The organism is Occallatibacter savannae, assembly GCF_003131205.1.
Classification (GTDB): domain Bacteria; phylum Acidobacteriota; class Terriglobia; order Terriglobales; family Acidobacteriaceae; genus Telmatobacter; species Telmatobacter savannae.
Window position 1 is genome coordinate 221,823 of sequence record NZ_QFFY01000005.1, and the last position, 18,516, is coordinate 240,338.

The 18,516-nt window shown below is 55.9% G+C and carries 22 protein-coding genes, 1 tRNA gene and 1 pseudogene; 14 read left to right on the plus strand and 10 right to left on the minus strand.

Going from position 1 to position 18,516, the window contains the following annotated elements; translation table 11 throughout:
• Positions 1-12 precede the first annotated feature (12 nt).
• The 7 genes from DHV10_RS18860 to DHV10_RS18890 all read left to right on the plus strand — a co-directional run bounded on the left by DHV10_RS18860 (position 13) and on the right by DHV10_RS18890 (position 4,980).
• A complete protein-coding gene (locus DHV10_RS18860; RefSeq protein ID WP_109487947.1) occupies positions 13-837 on the plus strand; it encodes a DUF2059 domain-containing protein in 825 nt (274 codons plus the stop codon).
• Positions 838-1,080: 243 nt separating this feature from the next.
• Positions 1,081-1,599 (plus strand): 3-hydroxyacyl-ACP dehydratase FabZ, encoded by a 519-nt coding sequence (gene fabZ / locus DHV10_RS18865; protein ID WP_109487948.1) that lies wholly within the window; start codon positions 1,081-1,083, stop codon positions 1,597-1,599.
• Entirely contained in the window at positions 1,596-2,366 is a 771-nt protein-coding gene (gene lpxA / locus DHV10_RS18870) for an acyl-ACP--UDP-N-acetylglucosamine O-acyltransferase (RefSeq protein ID WP_109487949.1), read from the plus strand. The genes fabZ and lpxA overlap by 4 nt, the downstream gene beginning before the upstream one ends.
• Positions 2,367-3,260 (plus strand): LpxI family protein, encoded by an 894-nt coding sequence (locus DHV10_RS18875; RefSeq protein WP_109487950.1) that lies wholly within the window; start codon positions 2,367-2,369, stop codon positions 3,258-3,260.
• 180 nt (positions 3,261-3,440) lie between these two features.
• Entirely contained in the window at positions 3,441-3,986 is a 546-nt protein-coding gene (locus DHV10_RS18880; RefSeq protein WP_239461927.1) for a peroxiredoxin, read from the plus strand.
• 21 nt (positions 3,987-4,007) lie between these two features.
• A tRNA-Glu gene (locus DHV10_RS27265) sits at positions 4,008-4,078 on the plus strand.
• Positions 4,079-4,722: 644 nt separating this feature from the next.
• Positions 4,723-4,980 carry a hypothetical protein gene (locus tag DHV10_RS18890; protein ID WP_109487952.1) on the plus strand — a complete coding sequence of 86 codons (258 nt, stop codon included), beginning with the start codon at positions 4,723-4,725 and terminating at the stop codon, positions 4,978-4,980.
• Positions 4,981-5,013: 33 nt separating this feature from the next.
• Here DHV10_RS18890 and DHV10_RS18895 read toward each other — a convergent pair whose 3' ends face one another.
• The 4 genes from DHV10_RS18895 to DHV10_RS27270 form a co-directional block, all read right to left on the minus strand.
• Positions 5,014-5,457 carry a TadE/TadG family type IV pilus assembly protein gene (locus DHV10_RS18895; protein ID WP_162601667.1) on the minus strand — a complete coding sequence of 148 codons (444 nt, stop codon included), beginning with the start codon at positions 5,455-5,457 and terminating at the stop codon, positions 5,014-5,016.
• A gap of 11 nt (positions 5,458-5,468) precedes the next feature.
• On the minus strand, positions 5,469-6,038 hold the full coding sequence (locus DHV10_RS18900) for a TadE/TadG family type IV pilus assembly protein (RefSeq protein ID WP_109487954.1): 570 nt from the start codon (positions 6,036-6,038) through the stop codon (positions 5,469-5,471).
• 9 nt (positions 6,039-6,047) lie between these two features.
• On the minus strand, positions 6,048-7,352 hold the full coding sequence (locus DHV10_RS18905; RefSeq protein WP_162601668.1) for a pilus assembly protein TadG-related protein: 1,305 nt from the start codon (positions 7,350-7,352) through the stop codon (positions 6,048-6,050).
• A 606-nt stretch (positions 7,353-7,958) separates the two neighbouring features.
• Entirely contained in the window at positions 7,959-8,264 is a 306-nt protein-coding gene (locus tag DHV10_RS27270) for a hypothetical protein (protein WP_162601669.1), read from the minus strand.
• Here DHV10_RS27270 and DHV10_RS18915 point away from each other — a divergent pair.
• Positions 8,250-8,624 (plus strand): hypothetical protein, encoded by a 375-nt coding sequence (locus DHV10_RS18915; protein ID WP_109487956.1) that lies wholly within the window; start codon positions 8,250-8,252, stop codon positions 8,622-8,624. The two genes, DHV10_RS27270 and DHV10_RS18915, sit on opposite strands and share 15 nt — an antisense overlap.
• A gap of 41 nt (positions 8,625-8,665) precedes the next feature.
• Positions 8,666-9,043, plus strand: coding sequence for a hypothetical protein (locus DHV10_RS18920; protein WP_162601670.1), 378 nt, complete (start codon positions 8,666-8,668; stop codon positions 9,041-9,043).
• Positions 9,044-9,490: 447 nt separating this feature from the next.
• On the opposite strand, the gene DHV10_RS18930 is transcribed toward DHV10_RS18920, so the two are convergent.
• The 4 genes and pseudogenes from DHV10_RS18930 to DHV10_RS28345 form a co-directional block, all read right to left on the minus strand.
• Positions 9,491-10,459: a tyrosine-type recombinase/integrase gene (locus DHV10_RS18930; RefSeq protein ID WP_109487959.1), complete on the minus strand. Its 969-nt coding sequence runs from the start codon at positions 10,457-10,459 to the stop codon at positions 9,491-9,493.
• Positions 10,456-11,781 (minus strand): site-specific integrase, encoded by a 1,326-nt coding sequence (locus DHV10_RS28340; protein WP_109487960.1) that lies wholly within the window; start codon positions 11,779-11,781, stop codon positions 10,456-10,458. Before DHV10_RS28340 ends, DHV10_RS18930 begins: the two co-directional genes overlap by 4 nt.
• Positions 11,782-11,854: 73 nt before the next feature.
• Positions 11,855-12,118 (minus strand): cupin domain-containing protein, encoded by a 264-nt coding sequence (locus tag DHV10_RS27815; RefSeq protein ID WP_239461929.1) that lies wholly within the window; start codon positions 12,116-12,118, stop codon positions 11,855-11,857.
• 99 nt (positions 12,119-12,217) lie between these two features.
• A pseudogene (locus DHV10_RS28345) lies at positions 12,218-12,433 on the minus strand (helix-turn-helix domain-containing protein); the annotation flags it as partial.
• 237 nt (positions 12,434-12,670) lie between these two features.
• Here DHV10_RS28345 and DHV10_RS18945 point away from each other — a divergent pair.
• The 3 genes from DHV10_RS18945 to DHV10_RS28350 all read left to right on the plus strand — a co-directional run bounded on the left by DHV10_RS18945 (position 12,671) and on the right by DHV10_RS28350 (position 13,844).
• Positions 12,671-12,838 carry a hypothetical protein gene (locus DHV10_RS18945; protein WP_162601672.1) on the plus strand — a complete coding sequence of 56 codons (168 nt, stop codon included), beginning with the start codon at positions 12,671-12,673 and terminating at the stop codon, positions 12,836-12,838.
• Between the two features lie 264 nt (positions 12,839-13,102).
• Complete coding sequence (locus DHV10_RS18950) at positions 13,103-13,522, plus strand: recombinase family protein (RefSeq protein WP_162601673.1); 420 nt, start codon at positions 13,103-13,105, stop codon at positions 13,520-13,522.
• A 7-nt stretch (positions 13,523-13,529) separates the two neighbouring features.
• The gene (locus DHV10_RS28350; RefSeq protein WP_109487963.1) at positions 13,530-13,844 is read left to right on the plus strand and encodes a hypothetical protein; all 315 of its coding nucleotides are present in this window, start codon (positions 13,530-13,532) and stop codon (positions 13,842-13,844) included.
• A 240-nt stretch (positions 13,845-14,084) separates the two neighbouring features.
• Here the strand turns inward: DHV10_RS28350 and DHV10_RS18960 are convergent, their stop codons facing one another.
• Positions 14,085-15,032, minus strand: coding sequence for a hypothetical protein (locus DHV10_RS18960; protein ID WP_109487964.1), 948 nt, complete (start codon positions 15,030-15,032; stop codon positions 14,085-14,087).
• A 135-nt stretch (positions 15,033-15,167) separates the two neighbouring features.
• Positions 15,168-16,091 (minus strand): glycosyltransferase family 2 protein, encoded by a 924-nt coding sequence (locus DHV10_RS18965; RefSeq protein WP_109487965.1) that lies wholly within the window; start codon positions 16,089-16,091, stop codon positions 15,168-15,170.
• Positions 16,092-16,523: 432 nt separating this feature from the next.
• On the opposite strand from DHV10_RS18965, the gene DHV10_RS18970 reads away from it, so the two are divergent.
• Both DHV10_RS18970 and gmd read left to right on the plus strand, forming a co-directional pair.
• Positions 16,524-16,946 (plus strand): hypothetical protein, encoded by a 423-nt coding sequence (locus DHV10_RS18970; RefSeq protein ID WP_109487966.1) that lies wholly within the window; start codon positions 16,524-16,526, stop codon positions 16,944-16,946.
• A gap of 468 nt (positions 16,947-17,414) precedes the next feature.
• The gene (gene gmd, locus DHV10_RS18975; protein ID WP_109487967.1) at positions 17,415-18,500 is read left to right on the plus strand and encodes a GDP-mannose 4,6-dehydratase; all 1,086 of its coding nucleotides are present in this window, start codon (positions 17,415-17,417) and stop codon (positions 18,498-18,500) included.
• Positions 18,501-18,516 lie beyond the last annotated feature (16 nt).

An 18,516-nucleotide genomic window follows, 5' to 3' on the forward strand; every position in this document is an offset into this window, starting at 1 on the left:
GTGGAGATGTGGATGAGGAAAACTATCGCGGCAGCGTTGGTGGCAATCTGGCTGGCGGTGCCGCTGGGCTTGAGGGCGCAGGAGAGCGATGGCAAGCCGGCGGACGCGCAGCAGGCGGTGGATCCGGCGGCGGGCAAGAATGCTGCGAAGGCGCGCGCGGTGCTGGATGCAATGGTGAAGGCGCTGGGCGGAGACGCGTGGCTCAATTTGAAGAATACGGTTCGCGAAGGGCATCTGGCGGCATTCCATCATGGCGATCCAGATCCAGGGACACTGCTCTTTTATGACTGCCACATGTGGCCCGATCACGACAGATACGAGTACGGGAAACACAAGGACGTCTACCAGTTCTATATCGGGCGCAAAGGAACTGAGGTGACGTATCGCGGCGCGAAGGAGTTGCCGAAGGATCAGCTGGATGATTTCCTTCGGCGGCGCGATCACTCCATCGAGATGGCGGTGAAGGTCTGGCTGAAGGATCCGAAGACAATCCTCGTGTACGAAGGCCAACGGATGGCGGAGCGGCACATGGCGGACCAGGTGACGCTGATCTCGGCGGAGAATGAATCGATCACGATTCAGGCCGACGTGCAGACACATCTGCCGCTGAGCCGCAGCTTCCAGTGGCGCGATCCCGAGTACAAGGACAAGAACACCGAGCTGGAGGAATACGCGGACTATCACGATGTGCAGGGCCTGCCTACGGCGTACTCGATTACGCGCATGCACAACGATGAGACGGTGCGGCAGATGTATATCGATAAGGTGCACTACAACGTGGATCTGCCGGCGGACTACTGGGATGTAGCTGGGATTGCGAAGAGGGTGAAGAAGTAACACCTCTCTGTTCTCAGCATTCAGCCTTGAGTCGACCTGGTCAAAGATCAAACTTGTACTTGATGGCGATCGGCCGAGGCTATGCCATCGATGCTGCTGACCGCGAGTGGCTGATTTCGCGAAATGGCTTCAGAAGCAGAAGCAGCCGTAGCTTCGAAAGGCTGCGCTGGGTTCTCAGTACGCTTCGTTATAATCCACAGGGAGCGCGGGGAGCCGTGTTTGCGCGCTTTCTGGAGCTAGAGAATGACGTTCGATATCCAGGAGATCCTGGAGTTTCTTCCTCACCGCTACCCGTTTCTGCTGATCGACAGGATCACCGAATTTGAGCCGCAGAAGCGGCTCGTCGCGCTGAAAAATGTGACCATCAATGAGCCTTTTTTTCAGGGACATTTTCCCGGGTATCCCATCATGCCGGGCGTTCTGGTGGTGGAGGCGATGGCGCAGGCGGGCGGCATCATCATGATGCACGAGCTGGAAGATCGGCATTCGAAGCTGGTGGTGTTTACGGGGATCGAGCGCGCGAAGTTTCGCCGACCGGTGACGCCGGGAGACCAGCTGCGGATCGAGGTGGATGTGCTGTCGTTCCGGACGCGGGCGGGAAAGATTCAGGGCCGGGCAACGGTAGATGGCAAGCTGGCTTGTGAGGCGACACTGACCTGCGCTGTGGTGACGCGGGAGCGGGAGCGCAAGGCGCATGGAGAGGGTTCGGTAGCAGAGGCACAAGCGGAGGCAGCATCTGTAAGCGCGACGGTGAACGAGTGAGCATCCATCCTAGTGCCGTGATCGCGGAGGGAGCGGTGGTTCCCGACTCCTGTGAGGTGGGTCCGTTTTCGACGATTGGGCCGGATGTGGTGCTTGGCGAAGACTGCCGGCTGATTTCGCATGTGGTGCTGGATGGGCATACGCGAATCGGGAACAAGAACGTGTTCTATCCGTTCTGCTCGGTTGGGATCGCACCGCAGGATCTGAAGTATGGCGGCGAACCTACGCAGACGGAGATCGGCGATGACAATACGATTCGCGAGTGCGTGACGATCAGCCGCGGAACGGTGAAGGGCGGTGGGATTACGCGGGTGGGTTCGAAAAACCTGCTGATGGCCTATGTGCATATCGGCCATGACTGCCGGGTGGGTAGCGGGTGCATTCTGGCGAATGCGGCAACTTTGGCGGGACACGTCAACATCGAGGACTTTGCGACCGTGGGCGCGTTCAGTCCGGTGCATCAGTTCTGCACAGTGGGGAAGTACGCCTTCATCGGCGGCGGCACAATCGTCACGCAAGACGTGCTGCCTTTCTCCCTGACTTCAGCGAAGCGCGAGAACCGCGCCTTCGGCATCAACAAGATCGGACTGGCGCGGCGTGGATTCTCTGAAGACCGGCTGAAGACACTGCAGAAGGCGTTCCGCTACCTGACCTCGTCGAAGATGAATACGACGCAGGCGCTCGAGCAGATTCGCGGGATGGAAGGCGAGGATGCGAAGCTGCTGGCGGAATTTATCGAGAAGAGCCAGCGGGGAATTATCAAGTAGATGAAGCTCGGATTGATCGCGGGCAATGGGCGGTTTCCGTTTCTGCTGCTTGATGCTGCGCGCGCGCAGGGCTTTGCCGTTACCGTTGCCGCGATCCGCGAAGAGACTGATCCCGAGATCAATGATCGTGCTGCGTACGACGACAAGATTACAGTGCATTGGCTCTCGCTGGGGGAGCTTTCTCGTCTTATTGAGATCTTCCACAAAGAGGAAGTAGAGTCGGCGGTAATGGCCGGCCAGGTGAAGCATAAGCAGATTTTCTCGAGCATTCGGCCGGACTGGCGATTGGCGAAGCTGCTGCTGAACCTGCGGACGCGCAATACAGACATGCTTCTCGGCGCCGTAGCGAAGGTGCTGAGTGATGAGGGGATCGAACTGATGAGCTCGACGCAATTTCTGGAGCCGCTGCTGGCACAGAAGGGAGGGCTGACGGAGGCTATGGGCGGGCGAGGCCCGACTGAAGATGAGCGGAAGAACATCGAGTACGGGCTGGGCGTTGCGCGGGCAGTCGCGGGCTTCGACATCGGACAGACAGTCGTGGTGGCGGCGCAGGCGTGCGTGGCGGTGGAGGCCATGGAGGGAACGGACGCGACGATTGAGCGGGCAGGGCTGCTGATGAAGTCGCTGGAGGAGGACGGAGCGTCGCCGGCCTCGACGCTCGAAAGGAAGCTGACTGTCGTAAAGGTCGCGAAGCCGAATCAGGACATGCGGTTTGACGTACCTGTGATCGGGATCAAGACGATCGAGACGATGATCGCTGCAGGAGCGAGCTGCCTGTCGGTCGAAGCGGGTCGGACCCTGCTGTTCGATCGCGAGACACTGCTGAGGCGAGCGGAGAAGGCGGGAATTGCGATTGTGGCGGCGGAGAGACAGGGAAGCGGAACTGGGGATTAGGTACCAGGGGAACGCATGCTCTAAGTCTGAGACCGGCGCGGTGACAATAGATCCGGTGTCGGGAACTATACTGGGCTGGCGGAGTCTCCTCCCTGTCGAGATCCGTCTGTATGAACGCCGGTGTTTTGGCCCGGAGGCGAAGCAAAGGTTCCCCGTTTTCCAAAAATGAGGAGGTTCGAGGTGAAGAAGTCCATTCTGTGTGTTGCGGTGGCCGCTCTGTCTCTTCTGGCGCCGCAGTTGACGGTGCATGCGGCCGATGATGCGGCGATGCCGACTGCCGGGCAAAAGGCTCCCACGTTTACTCTTCCATCGCAGGAGGGTAAGCCGATTTCTCTGGACAGCTTTCACGGCAAGTGGGTGGTGCTGTACTTCTATCCAAAGGACATGACACCTGGGTGTACGGTGGAGGCGCATAACTTCCAAAGAGATCTGACGAAGTTCGAGGCGGAAGGTGCCGTCATCCTGGGCGTGAGCGTGGATACGGTCGACAGTCACAAGCAGTTCTGCACCAAGGATGGATTGACGTTCCACCTGCTGGCTGATCCCGATCACAAGGTAGTGGATGAGTATGGTTCGCTGGGCCACTTCGGAGAGATGACGATTGCAAACCGGAACACATTTCTGATCGATCCGAGCGGTAAGATCGTGAAGGTCTGGACGAAAGTTGATCCTCGGGTCCACTCCGAAGAGGTGCTGACAGCACTTCAGCAGTCGAAAAAGGGGTGATAGGCTGCCACCTGCAGACGTAGCGTTATAGTCTAGGATTACGACCTGAGATTCTCAATCTTAAAACCCGGGTTCGATTCCCGGTAGCGCTACGAGATATCTGACGCTAAGGCCCGCTAAATCAGCGGGCTTTTCCTTTGCCACGAAGACGTTCTAACGCGTGTTTGTGGCACAGAGCGCGAAATCTGTGGCACATCCGGTGGCACAGTCGACGGTGAGACGGTAACCGTCGATGTGAAAATACTGGCTGCTTGGCGAGGCAATTTAGGCGAAGATTCGGCATAGTTCCGAGTTACGCATGGATCTTCGATCCACCCATATGGATGAAAATCGGTTCAGCGCAGTGCGTGTGATATCGAGGCGGCGTGGACGGCGAAGGTCGTGGCTACTCTGGATCAGTTGAAGCCGTTTCCGAGTTTGGCCTGGGTTGCGTGTTTGGACCAATCTGTGTCGCGCCTCCAACCTCCGGGTTGCTGGTAGCACGTGACGGTGTCTGATTATCTTCGCGCACGCTTCCTGCCGTATCCACGCCGGAGGATGGTGTCCTACAAGCTCGCTGGAATCGATGTGCACAAGAATGTTGTCATGGTTGTGGTGATCGACAGACACAACCCCGGCGCGAAGCCGGAGCGGCGACGCTTTCTGGGCTCGACCCCTACGTGGTCTGCGGTGGGTGTCCTCAGGATCAGGTGCGGTGCACATGCCCAATTTCAAGGGATGTGAAGGAGGACTGCTGATGACCCGCGCAGTGATGAACGTCAGCTTAGCCCTGCTCATCGCTGGCGTGCTCTTCTTCTCGTACCGGAGCAGGCAGGCCGAACGGTTCATGCAGTCAGCAATACGCATGCAGCTAGAGACCGCGACTCGGCGTATGGACCCACCCTGGGGCAGCGTGGGGTTCTACATTGAGGATGTGGTTGCGATCAGCTCATTCGCGCAAGACAAGCGCCGGGTAGATCGGATCACCTCGGCACGTCGTTGGATTAGCACCTGATTCCGGATGTGCGATCGGCAACGCACGTGAACGCTAATTCGAGATCACCATCTGTGCGGTACTGTGCATTTGCAGCCGCGTCGCCTTCCAGTACGGAACCGCGATCGGAAACGTGTAGTAGACGTCCACCTTCACGTTGTGCCCAACCGCGTTGTCCCCGTCCGGCAGGGATAGTTGCGCGGTGGTGTTCGCGCTGTTAATCCCGGGGTATCCCAAGCCAGCCACCAGCGCGGTGATGCGCGTGTTGTCCCCCGCGCCCGTGAGGCAGTAGTCGGCCAGGTTCGGGTTGGCCGTGGTGCAGGCATTGCTGCCGCGCACCGATGCGTACCGCGCCGCTTCCTTGGCCGCCTCCGCCGTGAAGTGATAGCCGTAGAAGGCGAACGAGAACTCGATGATCCCGAACAGCATCATGATAAGCAGGAGACTCGCGATCGCGAACTCCACCAGGCTTCCACCCTCTTCATTCCCAAATTTCACGATCGTTCCTCCTACTGCAGTCTCTTCACAACAGCGTGGCCGTACATGTTCATCGGTCCATCCATTCCCGGCACGGTGACAACGGGGCTCACGGCGATGCGGGTCTCGATGATGATGTTCTGCTCCAGGTGGGAATTGCCTACACACCTGGTGAGCGCATCACCGGCTCCGCAGGCGAACGGCGGGTACTTCATCTTCGCGGGATCGGTGCCCGGCGGATCGATGTCCGGCGACGAGCACGAGCAATACGAGCAGGAGTAGGAACTCCCCGACGCATTGCACACCGTTCCCGTGGGCAGCGGCGAACCATCGGGCATCGACGTGGGCTGATCGAGGCTCAATGACCCAACCAGCCCAGGGACAGTGGCCACCTCATTCTGCGCCGCAGCCAGGATGCTTCCCGTCTGAACCGCCGTGCTCGTGTTCTGGGCGGCATACTGTCCGGCGGCCTTGGCCGCGTTCGACACATTGATGGAGGCGTAAGCGATGTGGCCGAGTTCCGCCACACCCAGGAGCAGAACGAGCAGGAGTGGGAGCGTCAACGCCAACTCGACCAGGGATTGTCCGTCTTCATTTTTCATCGTGATCTCCTACTCGACCAGGGCCACCGCTTTGAGCGGAGTCGTGGTGGGGTTCGCAGCACTGTAGCTGTTGACGGTGAGCGTCGCGGCCTGATCATCGATCTCACCGACAACCAGGTCGGCGTTCACGGTGAGGCTGCCCGCGCTGTCGTGCAGGTAGAGAGCGGCATTCGGCGCGTAGACGATCCCGTTGAAGCTCCCCTGACAGTTACCGAAGGCGAATTCAAGGATGCTGGAGTTCGAAGGCGGAGCCATCAAAGCGATGCCCGACAAGGGGCCTGAGCCCGGAGCAGAAAAACCGGCAATCCCGTTTCCGGTCGTTGAACTACCGGCGAAAGTCGTCCCGCTGGTTTCGGTCATGCCTCCGCTCTGCAGGTAGATCGTCGCACCGGTGGTGCCGCTCGTAATGGTGCCACCGAGACTAATGCCTCCCGTTCCCGTCACAAACAGCGTGCCGCTCATGGTCTTGTCCTTCACCGATAGCGGCTTCTTCGGATCGCTGCCGCTGTCGATGTAACAGTTGCTCCAGACGCTGCCTGTGCACTGTGTGGTCGGCTTTGTTGGCTGGCCCACACCCTGCAATGGGTCCTCAACGGGGGCCACGCCGGTGGTGAGCGGAAGTGAGGTGCAGTTCGTACTCTTGTTGCTATCGCAACCCCCGGTGACCGCAATGCTTCCCGCCGTGATCCTGTCCTTGGTGTCCTGCAGGTTCAGGGCGTCAGAGGACCTTCCATTGATGACGATCCCGCAGTGGGGCGTGATGACCGTGCTCGAACCGAAGAGGTAGAAGCCTGAGGTGCCCTTCCCAATGCCATTGCCATTGCCTCCGTTACCGACGTCGCCCTGAGACTTCAGTGCGTACACGCAGTAGTTGGAGGCGTAGGGCGTACCAGCCACGGCGCGAGCCGCGACCGTCACGAAGTTGCCGGTGAAGATGCCCATGAACATGGCATGCACAGGCTTCCGGATGATGGCTTCGAAATACCCATCCCGCCCGGCGAATGCGCCGTCCCAGGCCGTGTCGACCGTGATCGTGTCGGTTGCCGCCATTCCGTCCGTCAGCGCGGCTGTCCTGCCCACCGCTGAAGCCGCCGATGCGGCTGCTGTGTCGATGCTGCTGCGGGACGTGGACGCGTTGTAGTAATAGTCCAGCGCAGCGGATGTGGCTGCGGCGTCGGCAGCGATCTGCACGTTGCGTTTGGCCCGGAACAGCAGGCCTACGTCGATGGCCAGGGCGAGGAACCCCATGAGGATCACCGCGCACAAAGCTGTAAGGACTAGCACCTGGCCGCCCTCTCTCTCTCGAATCTTCATACACCTCTCTGGCGGGGCATTTGGCAGCGGGTGGATGGAAATGGAGTACGGGGCGAAATTCAGCTCACAGCCAAGTGTTCGCATGGCACCTTCCCGAACACAGCTCCGCCATGCAGGCAAGCTGCGAAAGTGGCCCGAGTCTTCAGGAGGGAAAGAGAGCTTCGAAACGAGGCTCCGGGGTGGCCCGTGGTTGATGGCAAGTTTAAGACTAGATGGGTGCCTGTCAACTTGTTTCTAGTCATGTCTAAGTCTTGCTTTTAGTAATTGCTAGGTAATCGGTTTTTCTAAATGTAGCTCGATGGAAACACTCGATGTCTCTCGTTTGAACCTATAAAAGTTCCTGCTAAAGAAAATGTAATGCTCGCTTCAGCGTTGAGCACATGCCTTGGACGTCAGCTACATCGCCGACCGGAAGTGGAGAGTACAACGGCGAGTTGTACTACCCGTCGCAACAGAATGGAAAGAGAGTTGTTGATCGAGAAGCTGAAGCAGCTAACATCGCGAAGGCGACACTGACCCGAATTCTAGGGATTGGGCGGACAACGAGTCCGGCGGGATCATACCAACCAACGCGGTTATAGGTTGACTCCGAAGAAATCTGCTGCGTTAAGGACGGGATTCGGCATCCCGTGCGTAGTTGCAGGTGAGGTCATCAAATCCGAGGCTGCTCTGGCAACAACGATGGGTATCGTGAATCAATTCGAGGACGAAGAAATAGTTGAGGTCCCAGTCGTCTGCCGCCGTCACAACCGCAACCACCGCCAACAACGCCGCCGATGACGCCGGCTTTAGCGATCTCGACGTAACGCATACTGGAACGGTCTGGATCGTACCCAGCCCGCCGACAAGAACTCCAAGGTCCGCTGCGCCGTCCTGACGCAGGTGGTTAAGACCAAGATGGGCTGGGTGCACTTTATCCAGAAGCCAGGCGAAGACAAGAAAGTCGTCTACCGCTGCCAGACCGTCCGCGACCGCAAGCATCTCCCAGTGGGCGAGCTTGCCGAGTGCTGCAAGAAGCTGAACAACGACGAGAACCAGAAGGCGCAGCTTGTCTTCGCGACTCTCGCTGTCCGGTATACGGACGCCGATCCCGCCGAGGGCAAGTACCCGAAGCCCGCAGAGGGTCAGCAGGTCGCACCACCGAAGTGGGAACTCGGCTGGTTGAAGCTCTCCCGTGACAACTTCAAGGACATCCGCGAACTGCTCGTGGAAGGTGAGTCGGAAATCGACTTCGACTTCACCATGGGTTACCGGGAGAACAAGATTGGGTAACCCCTGGAGTACGGTCAAACCTAAAACCTGCTAAGAGGGAAGTGATCCCGTCTATCTCGACGACGCTCGGCTGCGATGCCGGGCGTTGCTCGTTGTGGGCGAAATTTCTTGGCGACATAAGGATGGGCTTTCGCGGCCCAGGCGTATTAGCTGGCATGAGTGAGAAAGCCACCACTGTTCCCAAGCTCTACGACCTCTCCATGATCAGGAAAGCCGTTGAGGTGCTGTTCTCGCATGTAAAGTTCGGAATGGGTGAATGCGCCGAGGTCAGAATCTTTGATAAGAACAAACGGCTGACTGTCTCGGGCTGGTTTGATGATCTTGAGGCCATGGCCAAACAAGTAGGTCGCGCAGCTCAGTTCGGCGTCGGCGATAACAACAGCAGTCGGCACCTACAAGAGTCGGTTTCCCGACTTTGAAGCGCTGTCCACTCCCAAAGCATATCCGACAGCAGATCACATCACATGCCTCTTGTGCCGGGGACAATAACGTGCTTGCCTTTATGCGTAGGGATGCCGAACGCAAAGTACGTCAGGTGTGCTGATCCACTTTCGATAATTCTGGAGGAGGTGCAACCGTGGCGCTCCGCTCTTATCCAACGCGAAAAGTTCAACATCGAGTACGGTCCCTTCTGGGAGCGTATCCAGTTCAAGAGCAACCTAAATCAACTGGCTTGTGAGGAGCTTGCCCTGCTTTGAATGGACGATAACGGTATCGGCTGTGCGAACTGCTTCCATCCGAGCTTGAACTCATACGTCCAGCGCTCGACAGAAGGGAGCTTCTTCACGGGGAGACACTCCATCGGCTTGATCAATCCAGGAATTGGCACAAAACCGCTCATTATACTTCGCTTGTTTGGACATACGTCAGAAGTTGAGGAGGAACTGTATCAGAGCGGGATCGCGTTGCCAACGTGCAGGTGTGGTCGCGGGACACAAGATGTTCAAGGCTTTCTGGAATCGCTGAGGAGTCAAGCGCAAGTAGCGTTCAGCAGACTCTATCCCTGCGTTTCCCATGTATGCGGATAAGGCGGGCAGCATGACATCCAAATCCTTCTTCTTCTTTATCCATGAGGTAATCTGATGGACCGCGAATGTTGCTCTCAAGTCCCTCACGCAAGGTGTTTGACTGCTCACGCGGACTCCTGCAAAGCCTGCCTTTTGTCGAAGCCGTACAAAGTTCCGCTCAACCGCTTCTGACGTAACGACGGTCCCGTCGATTCGTGTAAACAAATTATCACCGACCGTTCCGCTTCGCTTACGCCATGCCAAATACTGACGCAGCACCCGGGCAAGGTCCTTGCCGATGGGAATAGAACGCTTGGTTTTGAGTCTGGTACCGGGAAGCTTCACGATGTTGTTATCGAGGTCGATGCTGTCGCTCACAAGCCTCGTAATCTCGCCCACTGTAGCTCCGGTCGCATACAACATCACAAGTATGACGCGAAAAGTTCTGGGGTGCATTTTGTCGTTTGAGGTTGTGCATGTGGGAGCGATTCTCAATAGGCGTCGCAATTCCTCCTTTGAATAGATGTAGGCCAGGAACTTTGATCTCTGTGCAGGTCTGTTGTCCGGCATTGGCGGTTCTAGAAGCTCGCCATGACCAGCCCAGTATTCAAAGAGATTTCGGAGAAGGCTATGCTTCACTCGAAAGACGGTCGGAGAACAGTAAGTCCGATTGAGGAAATCAGAAACGTCGTCTGGAGTGATCCGACGCAGCTCTATGTTGCCGACCGCCTTCAGGAAGGCTCCATAGGTATCTGTTCCCTTCGAAAAGGTCACGCCGGTTGCTTGCTTCCGCCGAACGTACTTTTTGATCGCTTCCTCGAGTGTCATAAAATCCCCCGTAAGCTAATCGCAGCGACGGACCTCAAGCTGGCGGGGTCAAATTTGGCATAGATACCTACAGATCGCAAGTCACTATGCCCCAAGAAGTCCGCAATCTCTCGGAGGGACGTTCCGTTTCTCAATAGCTGTGTGGCGCAAGTTCGGCGTAACATGTGTGCCCCGTATCGCTCAACAACGATGCCTGTCCGCTTTATACGGGGGTTTACGATGACAGACATCGAATTGCCCCCCACGGGACGGTAGGGTGGATTCAAAGTCAGAAACAAATTCCGACACTCGCATCTCGGCCGTACCTTTTCCAAATAAAGCGCGATTGCGTCTCCCACCTCATTCTGCAAAGGAAACTGTTGAGTCTTTCCTCGCTTGGCTCTGTACACCGTAATCATTCCCTTACGCCAATCGATGTCTTCAAGCTTCAAATTGACAACCTCGGCGGACCTTAGTCCATAAACCGAAAAGAGGAGAAGCATCGCCTTTGCTCGCAGGTCAGAGGGCTTGGTCCCATCAATCAACGAGATTGCGGTACGCACCGTCTCCCAAGGTGGACCGATAAGATTTTCTGCAATGCGCGGTAGTCGCGGGCAGCGGATGACACCCTTTATTCCGTAGGAGCACAAGCCTCGCTTCTCGCAATATCCGAGAAACCTTTTCAGGGTTCGGCAGTGAACAGCAACCGAGTTTCGGGACCAAGTGCGTTGCTTCTCATCGATATATTCCTCTAAATCTACGGCTCGCACCTTCGAGAAGTCTGCACAACGAGGTTGGAGCCACTTCAAGAAGGTTGATAGTTGTTTGCGATAGCCTTTCAGAGTCGCTTTTGCAACGCCGTGCTGAGAAGTCGTGTCCCTGATGAACTCAGACAGGAGTGCCCCAAACGGAAGGCAAGGCGGCGGCGGTGTCACAAACATCCCCTGAAAACGCAGCCAATTCGTGGCGACCAGCTTGAAGTGGTACTGAGATGCCGCACCAGGTCTGCGGTGTCTACGCGCTTCTGGATCGCAAACCCAACGATCGCAAGCTTGTCTTATTTCGAATTCGTCAACCGACCGAGGTTCTTCAAACTCAAGCAGCCTCATGACGTGTAGGAGCATAGTGGCGACGTTTCGAACCCGCTCTCGACGTGTACCTATCTGGAACAAGTAGTTCAGATACTTCTCACGTTCGCGCAGCAATGGCGCGCTTTGATGCTGCTCACGAAGGGTGTCGATTTGGAAAACGGAGTCGATCGTCCGGCTTTGCGGCAGACACGTAAAAGGTGTCGAAGTTCCAGACGAGACGGATCGCAAAGGAGAGACGCACTTTATTGTCATGCGTCGGGATCATAATTGGACATCATTGATCCCCGTCAAGTGCCTTCTACAGCCCGATTTGCTGAGGAGGTGCTCATCGTGCGATCACCGCGAGCACCCGACAGGCGGCGTCACCTGCAGTGCAGAACACCACTGCATCTGTATTGAGGACGATGCAATCTCCTGGCGAAAGAACCTCGTCGCTGCCCGCGCTGTTCACTCCGAGATTTCCCTCTAGCACGTAGGCGGTGATTTCGGTTCTTTTGCCCTGTTCGCTCATCGCTAAGGTGGAGCCGGACGGAATTTCGAACACTCTAGAGACCTGCTTGCCGGATGCGGTTGGGACGTGTAAGGGCATTGTCCCGATGCTAGCCTTTTCTCTGCGATCCTGCGCCAAGTGTGCTGCGCGTGTGATCGAGCTAGAGTGATGGTCTGCATCATTGAAGAAGTATCCGAGACCTACACCGTAAACGCTGCAAATCTTGGCGAGTGTCGGAAGCGTGGGGACCATCAGATCGCATTCGAGTTTGGATAGCAATGCAGTTGACAAGCCAGTTTCAGTCCCTAGCCTATGGAGAGTGAATCGCTTCTCGCTTCGGAGCGCTTTCAGCTTCAGCCCGATTGAGTACGACGCAAGGAGAGCATCGCGATGGGGTCTGGGCTTTACAGGCATTTCGCCTCCCGACGCTTCGCACTAGTCTCGACAGTGGCCACTCTCGCTGCTCTCGTCTCCGCAGCGAGAATCCTTAGAACATTAGGCGAGAACATTGCCGCAAAGTCCTGTTGGTGTGTAGGCAACGCATTGAGCATTAGCGGAACCCTTGTTCACAATTCTGCTACCCGTAGGGCATTTCGTGGAGTGACTCAGATCACATAGGTCCGGTCAACCCTGGAGATGGTCGAGTCCAACGTGAATATCGAGATTCGCTCAATCATCAATGAGAATAGAGATTGCCCAGTCTGCGTGATCGATCTGCTCACCGCAGAGCCCCACGGTGGCCACTGCAGGGCACAGCTTGCGCCCGAAAACGTCGATCAACTCATCGTCGCATTGACCGTATGGAAGGTGCTGCGCTAAGTGCGACAACGTCGGCAGCTAGTCCAGCGGATCATGCAAAGACACATTCCGCAGCAGACGACGGAGCTGGAGCGGGATGCGCACTACCGATGTCCGGAGTGCCTGGCGCGGTCGATGCAATGTGAACTGTAGTCAGTAGCGAATCGCGACCCATTAGCGCCTGACACTATTTGCGTCAGAATAGGGTCCGATTCGAATTAGCTTGACACTATCCCGCAGAGGTCATGGAGTTCATCCTGACAATCAGGGGTGTGTCGGTCGATGATGTCAGCAAGACGGGGCGTAAAACGTATCGGATACGTTCGGGTTTCGAGTCTGGATCAGAACGAACAGCGTCAGCTCGAAGGGATCGATGTAGACAAGAAGTTCACGGACAAGGCCAGCGGTAAGGACATGAACCGTCCCCAACTCAAGGCCGCATTGGACTACCTTCGCGACGGAGATGTCCTGGTGGTCCATTCAATGGATCGGCTGGCGAGAAACCTGGACGACCTCCGCAAGATCGTCACTGATCTAACCGGACGCGGTGTTGTGGTCGAGTTCGTAAAGGAGCATCTGACGTTCACCAGCGAAAATAACGCGATGTCTAAGCTGTTGCTCTCAGTGATGGGAGCCTTCGCAGAGTTGGAGCGGGCGCTAATCAAAGATAGACAGCGCGAGGGCATACGTGATCCAAACGGTTAAGCCGTGGATGTCGTCCGAGGACATCAAGAAGGGAACGCGATGGAGTCCGGCAATCGCCAAGGAATTGGCGGAATCTAGAGCGGCGATATTTTGCCTGACTCTCGACAATGTCGACTCGCCGTGGCTAGATTTCGAAGCAGGAGCAGTGTCTAACACGGCATGGGCGGCGAATGTGTGCACATACTACTGGGAGTCTCCAACGCCGACATCTCCAGTCCGCTTCCGCATTTTCAATCAACGGTTGCAACGAGCAGAGACACCTTCGAGCTATTCTGCGCGCTTGATCCGTGACCGCAATTCGGGTGTAGCGCAGTACCTGTAGTCCAAGAAATCCGCCACATTGCCACAGAGACCGTGGAGAGGTTTCTCGGGTGCGACTCCCCCAGTGCCGGAAGGTCCGGCACCTCGGCCAACTGAACTGGGTGCCGAGCTGGCACCCCAGGATTTGGATTTAGCGCTTGGGAAGTAGATCGCACGTGTTCGGGACAAACGGGAATCGTACAAAAGGGAAACAGCGACTTAGATTCGAAAGGGGCGGCTGTCAGCCGGTGCCGTCTTTACACTAAACCGTCCAAGCGTCACTATAAAGTTTCGGCAACTCGCACAGTAGCACCGTTTCGCCTGTCTCGACGTTAATGACTGGCAACTCGCTGATCATTTTCAGCCGCTGTTCACCGGTCAGGAAGGTAAGGCATCCTGTCTCATTCCGAGATTCTCGGAGGTACGATAGCCGGCCGTTTCGATTCGCGATTGCGCCTTTGAGGCGGGCGGCATAGTCATGGCGAACAAAGAATGCGTTACCACCTGAATTGTTACTGCCAAGGAACTCAAAACCCTTGCGTTTAGCAAGACTCTCCAAAGCTCGGATAGAGGCACCGAAGTACAGATTGCTGAAGTGTTTCGCCGTTCTAGAGAATTGTGAATCATAGGGGATCGAAATCGGCCAGATGTCACCGAATACCGCGTTATATTCACATACGATTATCACTGGATTTACAGCAGTAATGGCTTCCCAAACCCAATAGTCATTCCCGTCAATATCAATACTGAGCAGTCCGATATCTCCATCAAGGCCAGCCTCCTGAATTAGCTGATTAATGTTCTCTCTCGTGATGAAGGCCGTTGTCGCACGGATGTCGTGCCTCCAGAAAATGCCTTGGTGTATCAAACTTTCTCGGAGTCTCGGATCCCCATCCATTACAAGCCCGCGCCAGTTACGATTCTCGAGCAAAAAACGTGTATTTGCTTCCTCATAAAGTTCAACACCGAACTCGATGAAAGTCTGCAGATGTGAAGGCAAATCCAGCCGTTCGATTAACCAGTCGATAATGCCGTCTTCACCCCATTGGGAAAAGACCGTGAACTCTACCTCGACCAGCGATGAGATCGATTTGCGCTCGCGAACAGACAGACTAGCCAGCTTGCCTTGCAGCAACAAGGATTTCAGCGCATGTTTCATCATCGGTCGGATGAAGTAACCCCTTGCCCGTGAACTTATCTTTTTGAACATTTTGGCTCGGTCCTTTCCGAAACGCTGGTTACGTACTTCACGTCGGACCTCTTCAAGATATCGCGTCAGGATGCCCCACGGGATTCGTTCCCAAAGAGGGCTCGATTCGGAGTGGGGATCGAGGGCCGGCTTAGGCTAGGTCCTGGTCTTCCGGGTGCAGAGAAAGAGCATCAGACCCTGGATTGCTGCGGGGATCAGGACACGCCAACTGCTGGAGACAATTTCACCGGGTTCAGGGGAGTCTCTGGGCCAGTCGAGCGGTTTGCCACGAAGGCGGCGAAAGAGGAAGCGGACTAGACTGATGGACAGGCCGGGAAACTCAGTCAGAAGCAGGAGCAGGTAGGCGAACGAGTTTCGAGCTTCGCGGTCGACCGGTGTGCGGCGGAGCGGCGGGTGATGAACGATCGCTGATGGGGTGTAGACGACGCGATAGCCGCGTGAGAGCAGCCACACGAAGGCATAACTCTCCTCGCCGATCTCAAGAGGAGCTCCGCGACCGAGGCGCTCGTCAAAGAAGGGTTGGGTGGGGAGAGCGGATTTTAGGAATGCCATGTTGGCGCCAAAGCCGAGCCCACCAAATGCGGCGATTTCAACCCACTGTGGATTCCGATTACTGACAGATCGTATCTCTGCTGGTTCGGCGGAGAGCTGTGAGTCTTCTGCAATTACGTTTCCTGATGTTGCTCCGGTCTTCGCGTCTGAGAACGGAGCGAGCAGATGAGCGAGCCAATCCGGCTCTGGAGTTACATCGTCGTCGAGGAAGGCGATGATGTCGGAATGGCATTCTCGTATACCGCGATTGCGAGCGCGACTCAGTCCGCGGACCGGCTCGACGGAGTAGCGCGCACCATTATCCTGCGCAACACGGCGGGTTGCATCATCTCCGTCTGTGTTATCAACGATGAGGATATCGGTGGGGCGAGGATTGAGATTGCGAACCGCCGCGAGGCACCTTCGAAGAAACTCTGGACGCTTACGAGTACAAATGACGACGGTGGAAGTAATGGGCTGCTCGCTGGGTTGCGTCCTTGGAGTCGCGTTGTCGTGAGCGCTAGCCAATGATTTTCAGACCTCGATTACGTCATATGTATGTCCAAATCGAGTCATTGGCGCAATCCGATCCGGGAAGGCTGCACACACACCGTTCGCGGTCCAACTTTCAAGTCCGATTGTATCGGATTAAGATTGAGGGCGAAGACCACGTCTCCCAGGGGCTGTCTTAGCATGCCGGGCCTAAGTTCCTGGTGCAGAGGGCGGCTGCGGTACTTGACGGCTCTTTGAGAAACCAGATGCTCTGCAACGAGCTGTGCGCGAAGCACGCCGGCTGCGTTTGTGGGTAGCTTTGATCAAATGACCCTGGCGGGTGAATGCCATGGTCCATTCCATTGATTGAGCAGGAGTGGCGATGGCATCGAAAGCTGATCACTTCCTCACCTTTGTTATTCAACTGGACAGCCGACGCGGCCGTGAGCGGCGGATCATTACTGTAAGATGACGGCTTGGCATGGAAGACGCGATCTGGGAATATTATCCCGCCATAACGGCGTAACAGAGGGCGTTGCTGAGCCAGTCGTCTTTCGCGATCTGGCCTTCTTCAGCGCGGCAGTGATTGAGGCGGAGATCGTGACGGCGTTGATCAGCGCAGGGGAGAAGAATGCGTCGCGATCACCCATTATAGATGAGAGGGATGAATACGCTTTACCGATCTCGCGGGAGCAGCGATTATCTTCGCTGTCAACAGCTGAGGTGCTGGAAGAAATTGCTGATTTGGACAAGGTTCAGCGGAGCCGATTGGCGAGCATGTTTGTTTCTAAGATTGCTTCGGTCGTGGCAGACTTTTGCATCGACTGTGTCCCGGGAGTCATTTTTGGAAGGGATGAAGGCGGTTCGCAACGAGATCCATCCTCGCAATGACGAAAAGGACTTCATGGAGCGAGGAGCGGCCGCCGCGGACCGAACGCTTGCCCGAGTCGAGGCGATCGGAGCCAGGCCTTGTCAACTTGGTGAATCGAACTTCTTTTCTGCAATGTGTCCTCGGCTTAGAGTGCAGGGCCTTGAGATATCCAAAACTTCACCAGCTAATTGGCACCGCGAAGGAGGCTGCTCTTTGACGTCACAGTGAAAATTATCCGACGGATGGAAGTGAATGGAGTCGAGCTACTTTCGAACGTGGTATTCACGATCTGCTAGAAGCTCTGCGAACACGCGAAGAGCCTCTCCACTTCTCCGATGGTTCAGTAGCTGGCGGACTCGAAATCTCTCAAGATTGCAGCGCGAATTCGAATTGGGACAGCCGAGCTGTTCCGAATTACAATCCAATCGAAGGGCTTGAGGTCCTCGCATTATGTCTGAAAATTTTCAAAACGAAACGGGAGTACACTTGTGAAGAAAGCGCTAATCACCGGAATCACTGGGCAAGACGGCGCATACTTGGCGCAGCTTCTGCTCTCGAAAGGCTATGAGGTGCATGGAATCAAGCGCCGGGCATCCTCATTTAATACAAATAGGATTGACCATATCTATGAGGATCCTCACAATCACGGCCGACATCTCGTGCTCCATTACGGCGATCTCACCGATTCGAGCAGCCTCATACAAATCGTACAGGAGATCAAGCCTGATGAGATCTACAACTTGGGGGCCCAGAGTCATGTGAAGGTCTCATTTGAAGAACCTGAATACACGGCAAACTCTGACGCCCTCGGGACACTGAGACTTCTTGAAGCTATCCGGATCATCGGGCTTGAAACTGCGACTCGTTTCTATCAAGCGTCGACCTCAGAGATGTACGGACTGGTCCAAGAGATTCCGCAGAAAGAGACTACGCCCTTTTATCCCAGATCTCCTTATGCAGTGGCAAAGTTGTATGCGTACTGGATCACTGTGAATTACCGCGAAGCGTACGGATTATACGCGTGTAACGGTATTCTCTTCAATCATGAGTCCCCCACGCGAGGCGAAACGTTTGTGACGCGGAAGATTACCCGAGGTTTGTCGAGGATCAAGGCTGGGTTGCAGGAGCGTCTGTATATGGGGAACTTGGACGCACTGCGAGATTGGGGGCACGCGCGAGACTATGTGGAGATGCAGTGGCTCATGCTTCAACAGAACGAACCAAAGGATTACGTGATTGCGACCGGCGAACAACACAGCGTACGTGAATTTATTGAGCTTTCAGCGAGCTGTCTTGAAATGAAAATCACCTGGAATGGTTCTGGTGCTGAGGAGAAGGGCATAGATCAACACGGCAGAGTAGTGATTGCGGTTGATCCAAGATACTATCGTCCAACGGAGGTACAGACGCTGTTGGGCGATGCTTCCAAGGCGCGGCGCGAACTTGGATGGCAGCCAACGGTCACCTTCGAGGAACTTGTGAAGGAAATGACGGAGGAAGATCTCAAGGTTGCGGAGAGAGATGCACTGATTAAGAACCACGGCTATTCGGTCTTCAATCACCACGAGAGCTAGACCTGGGAGATACCTA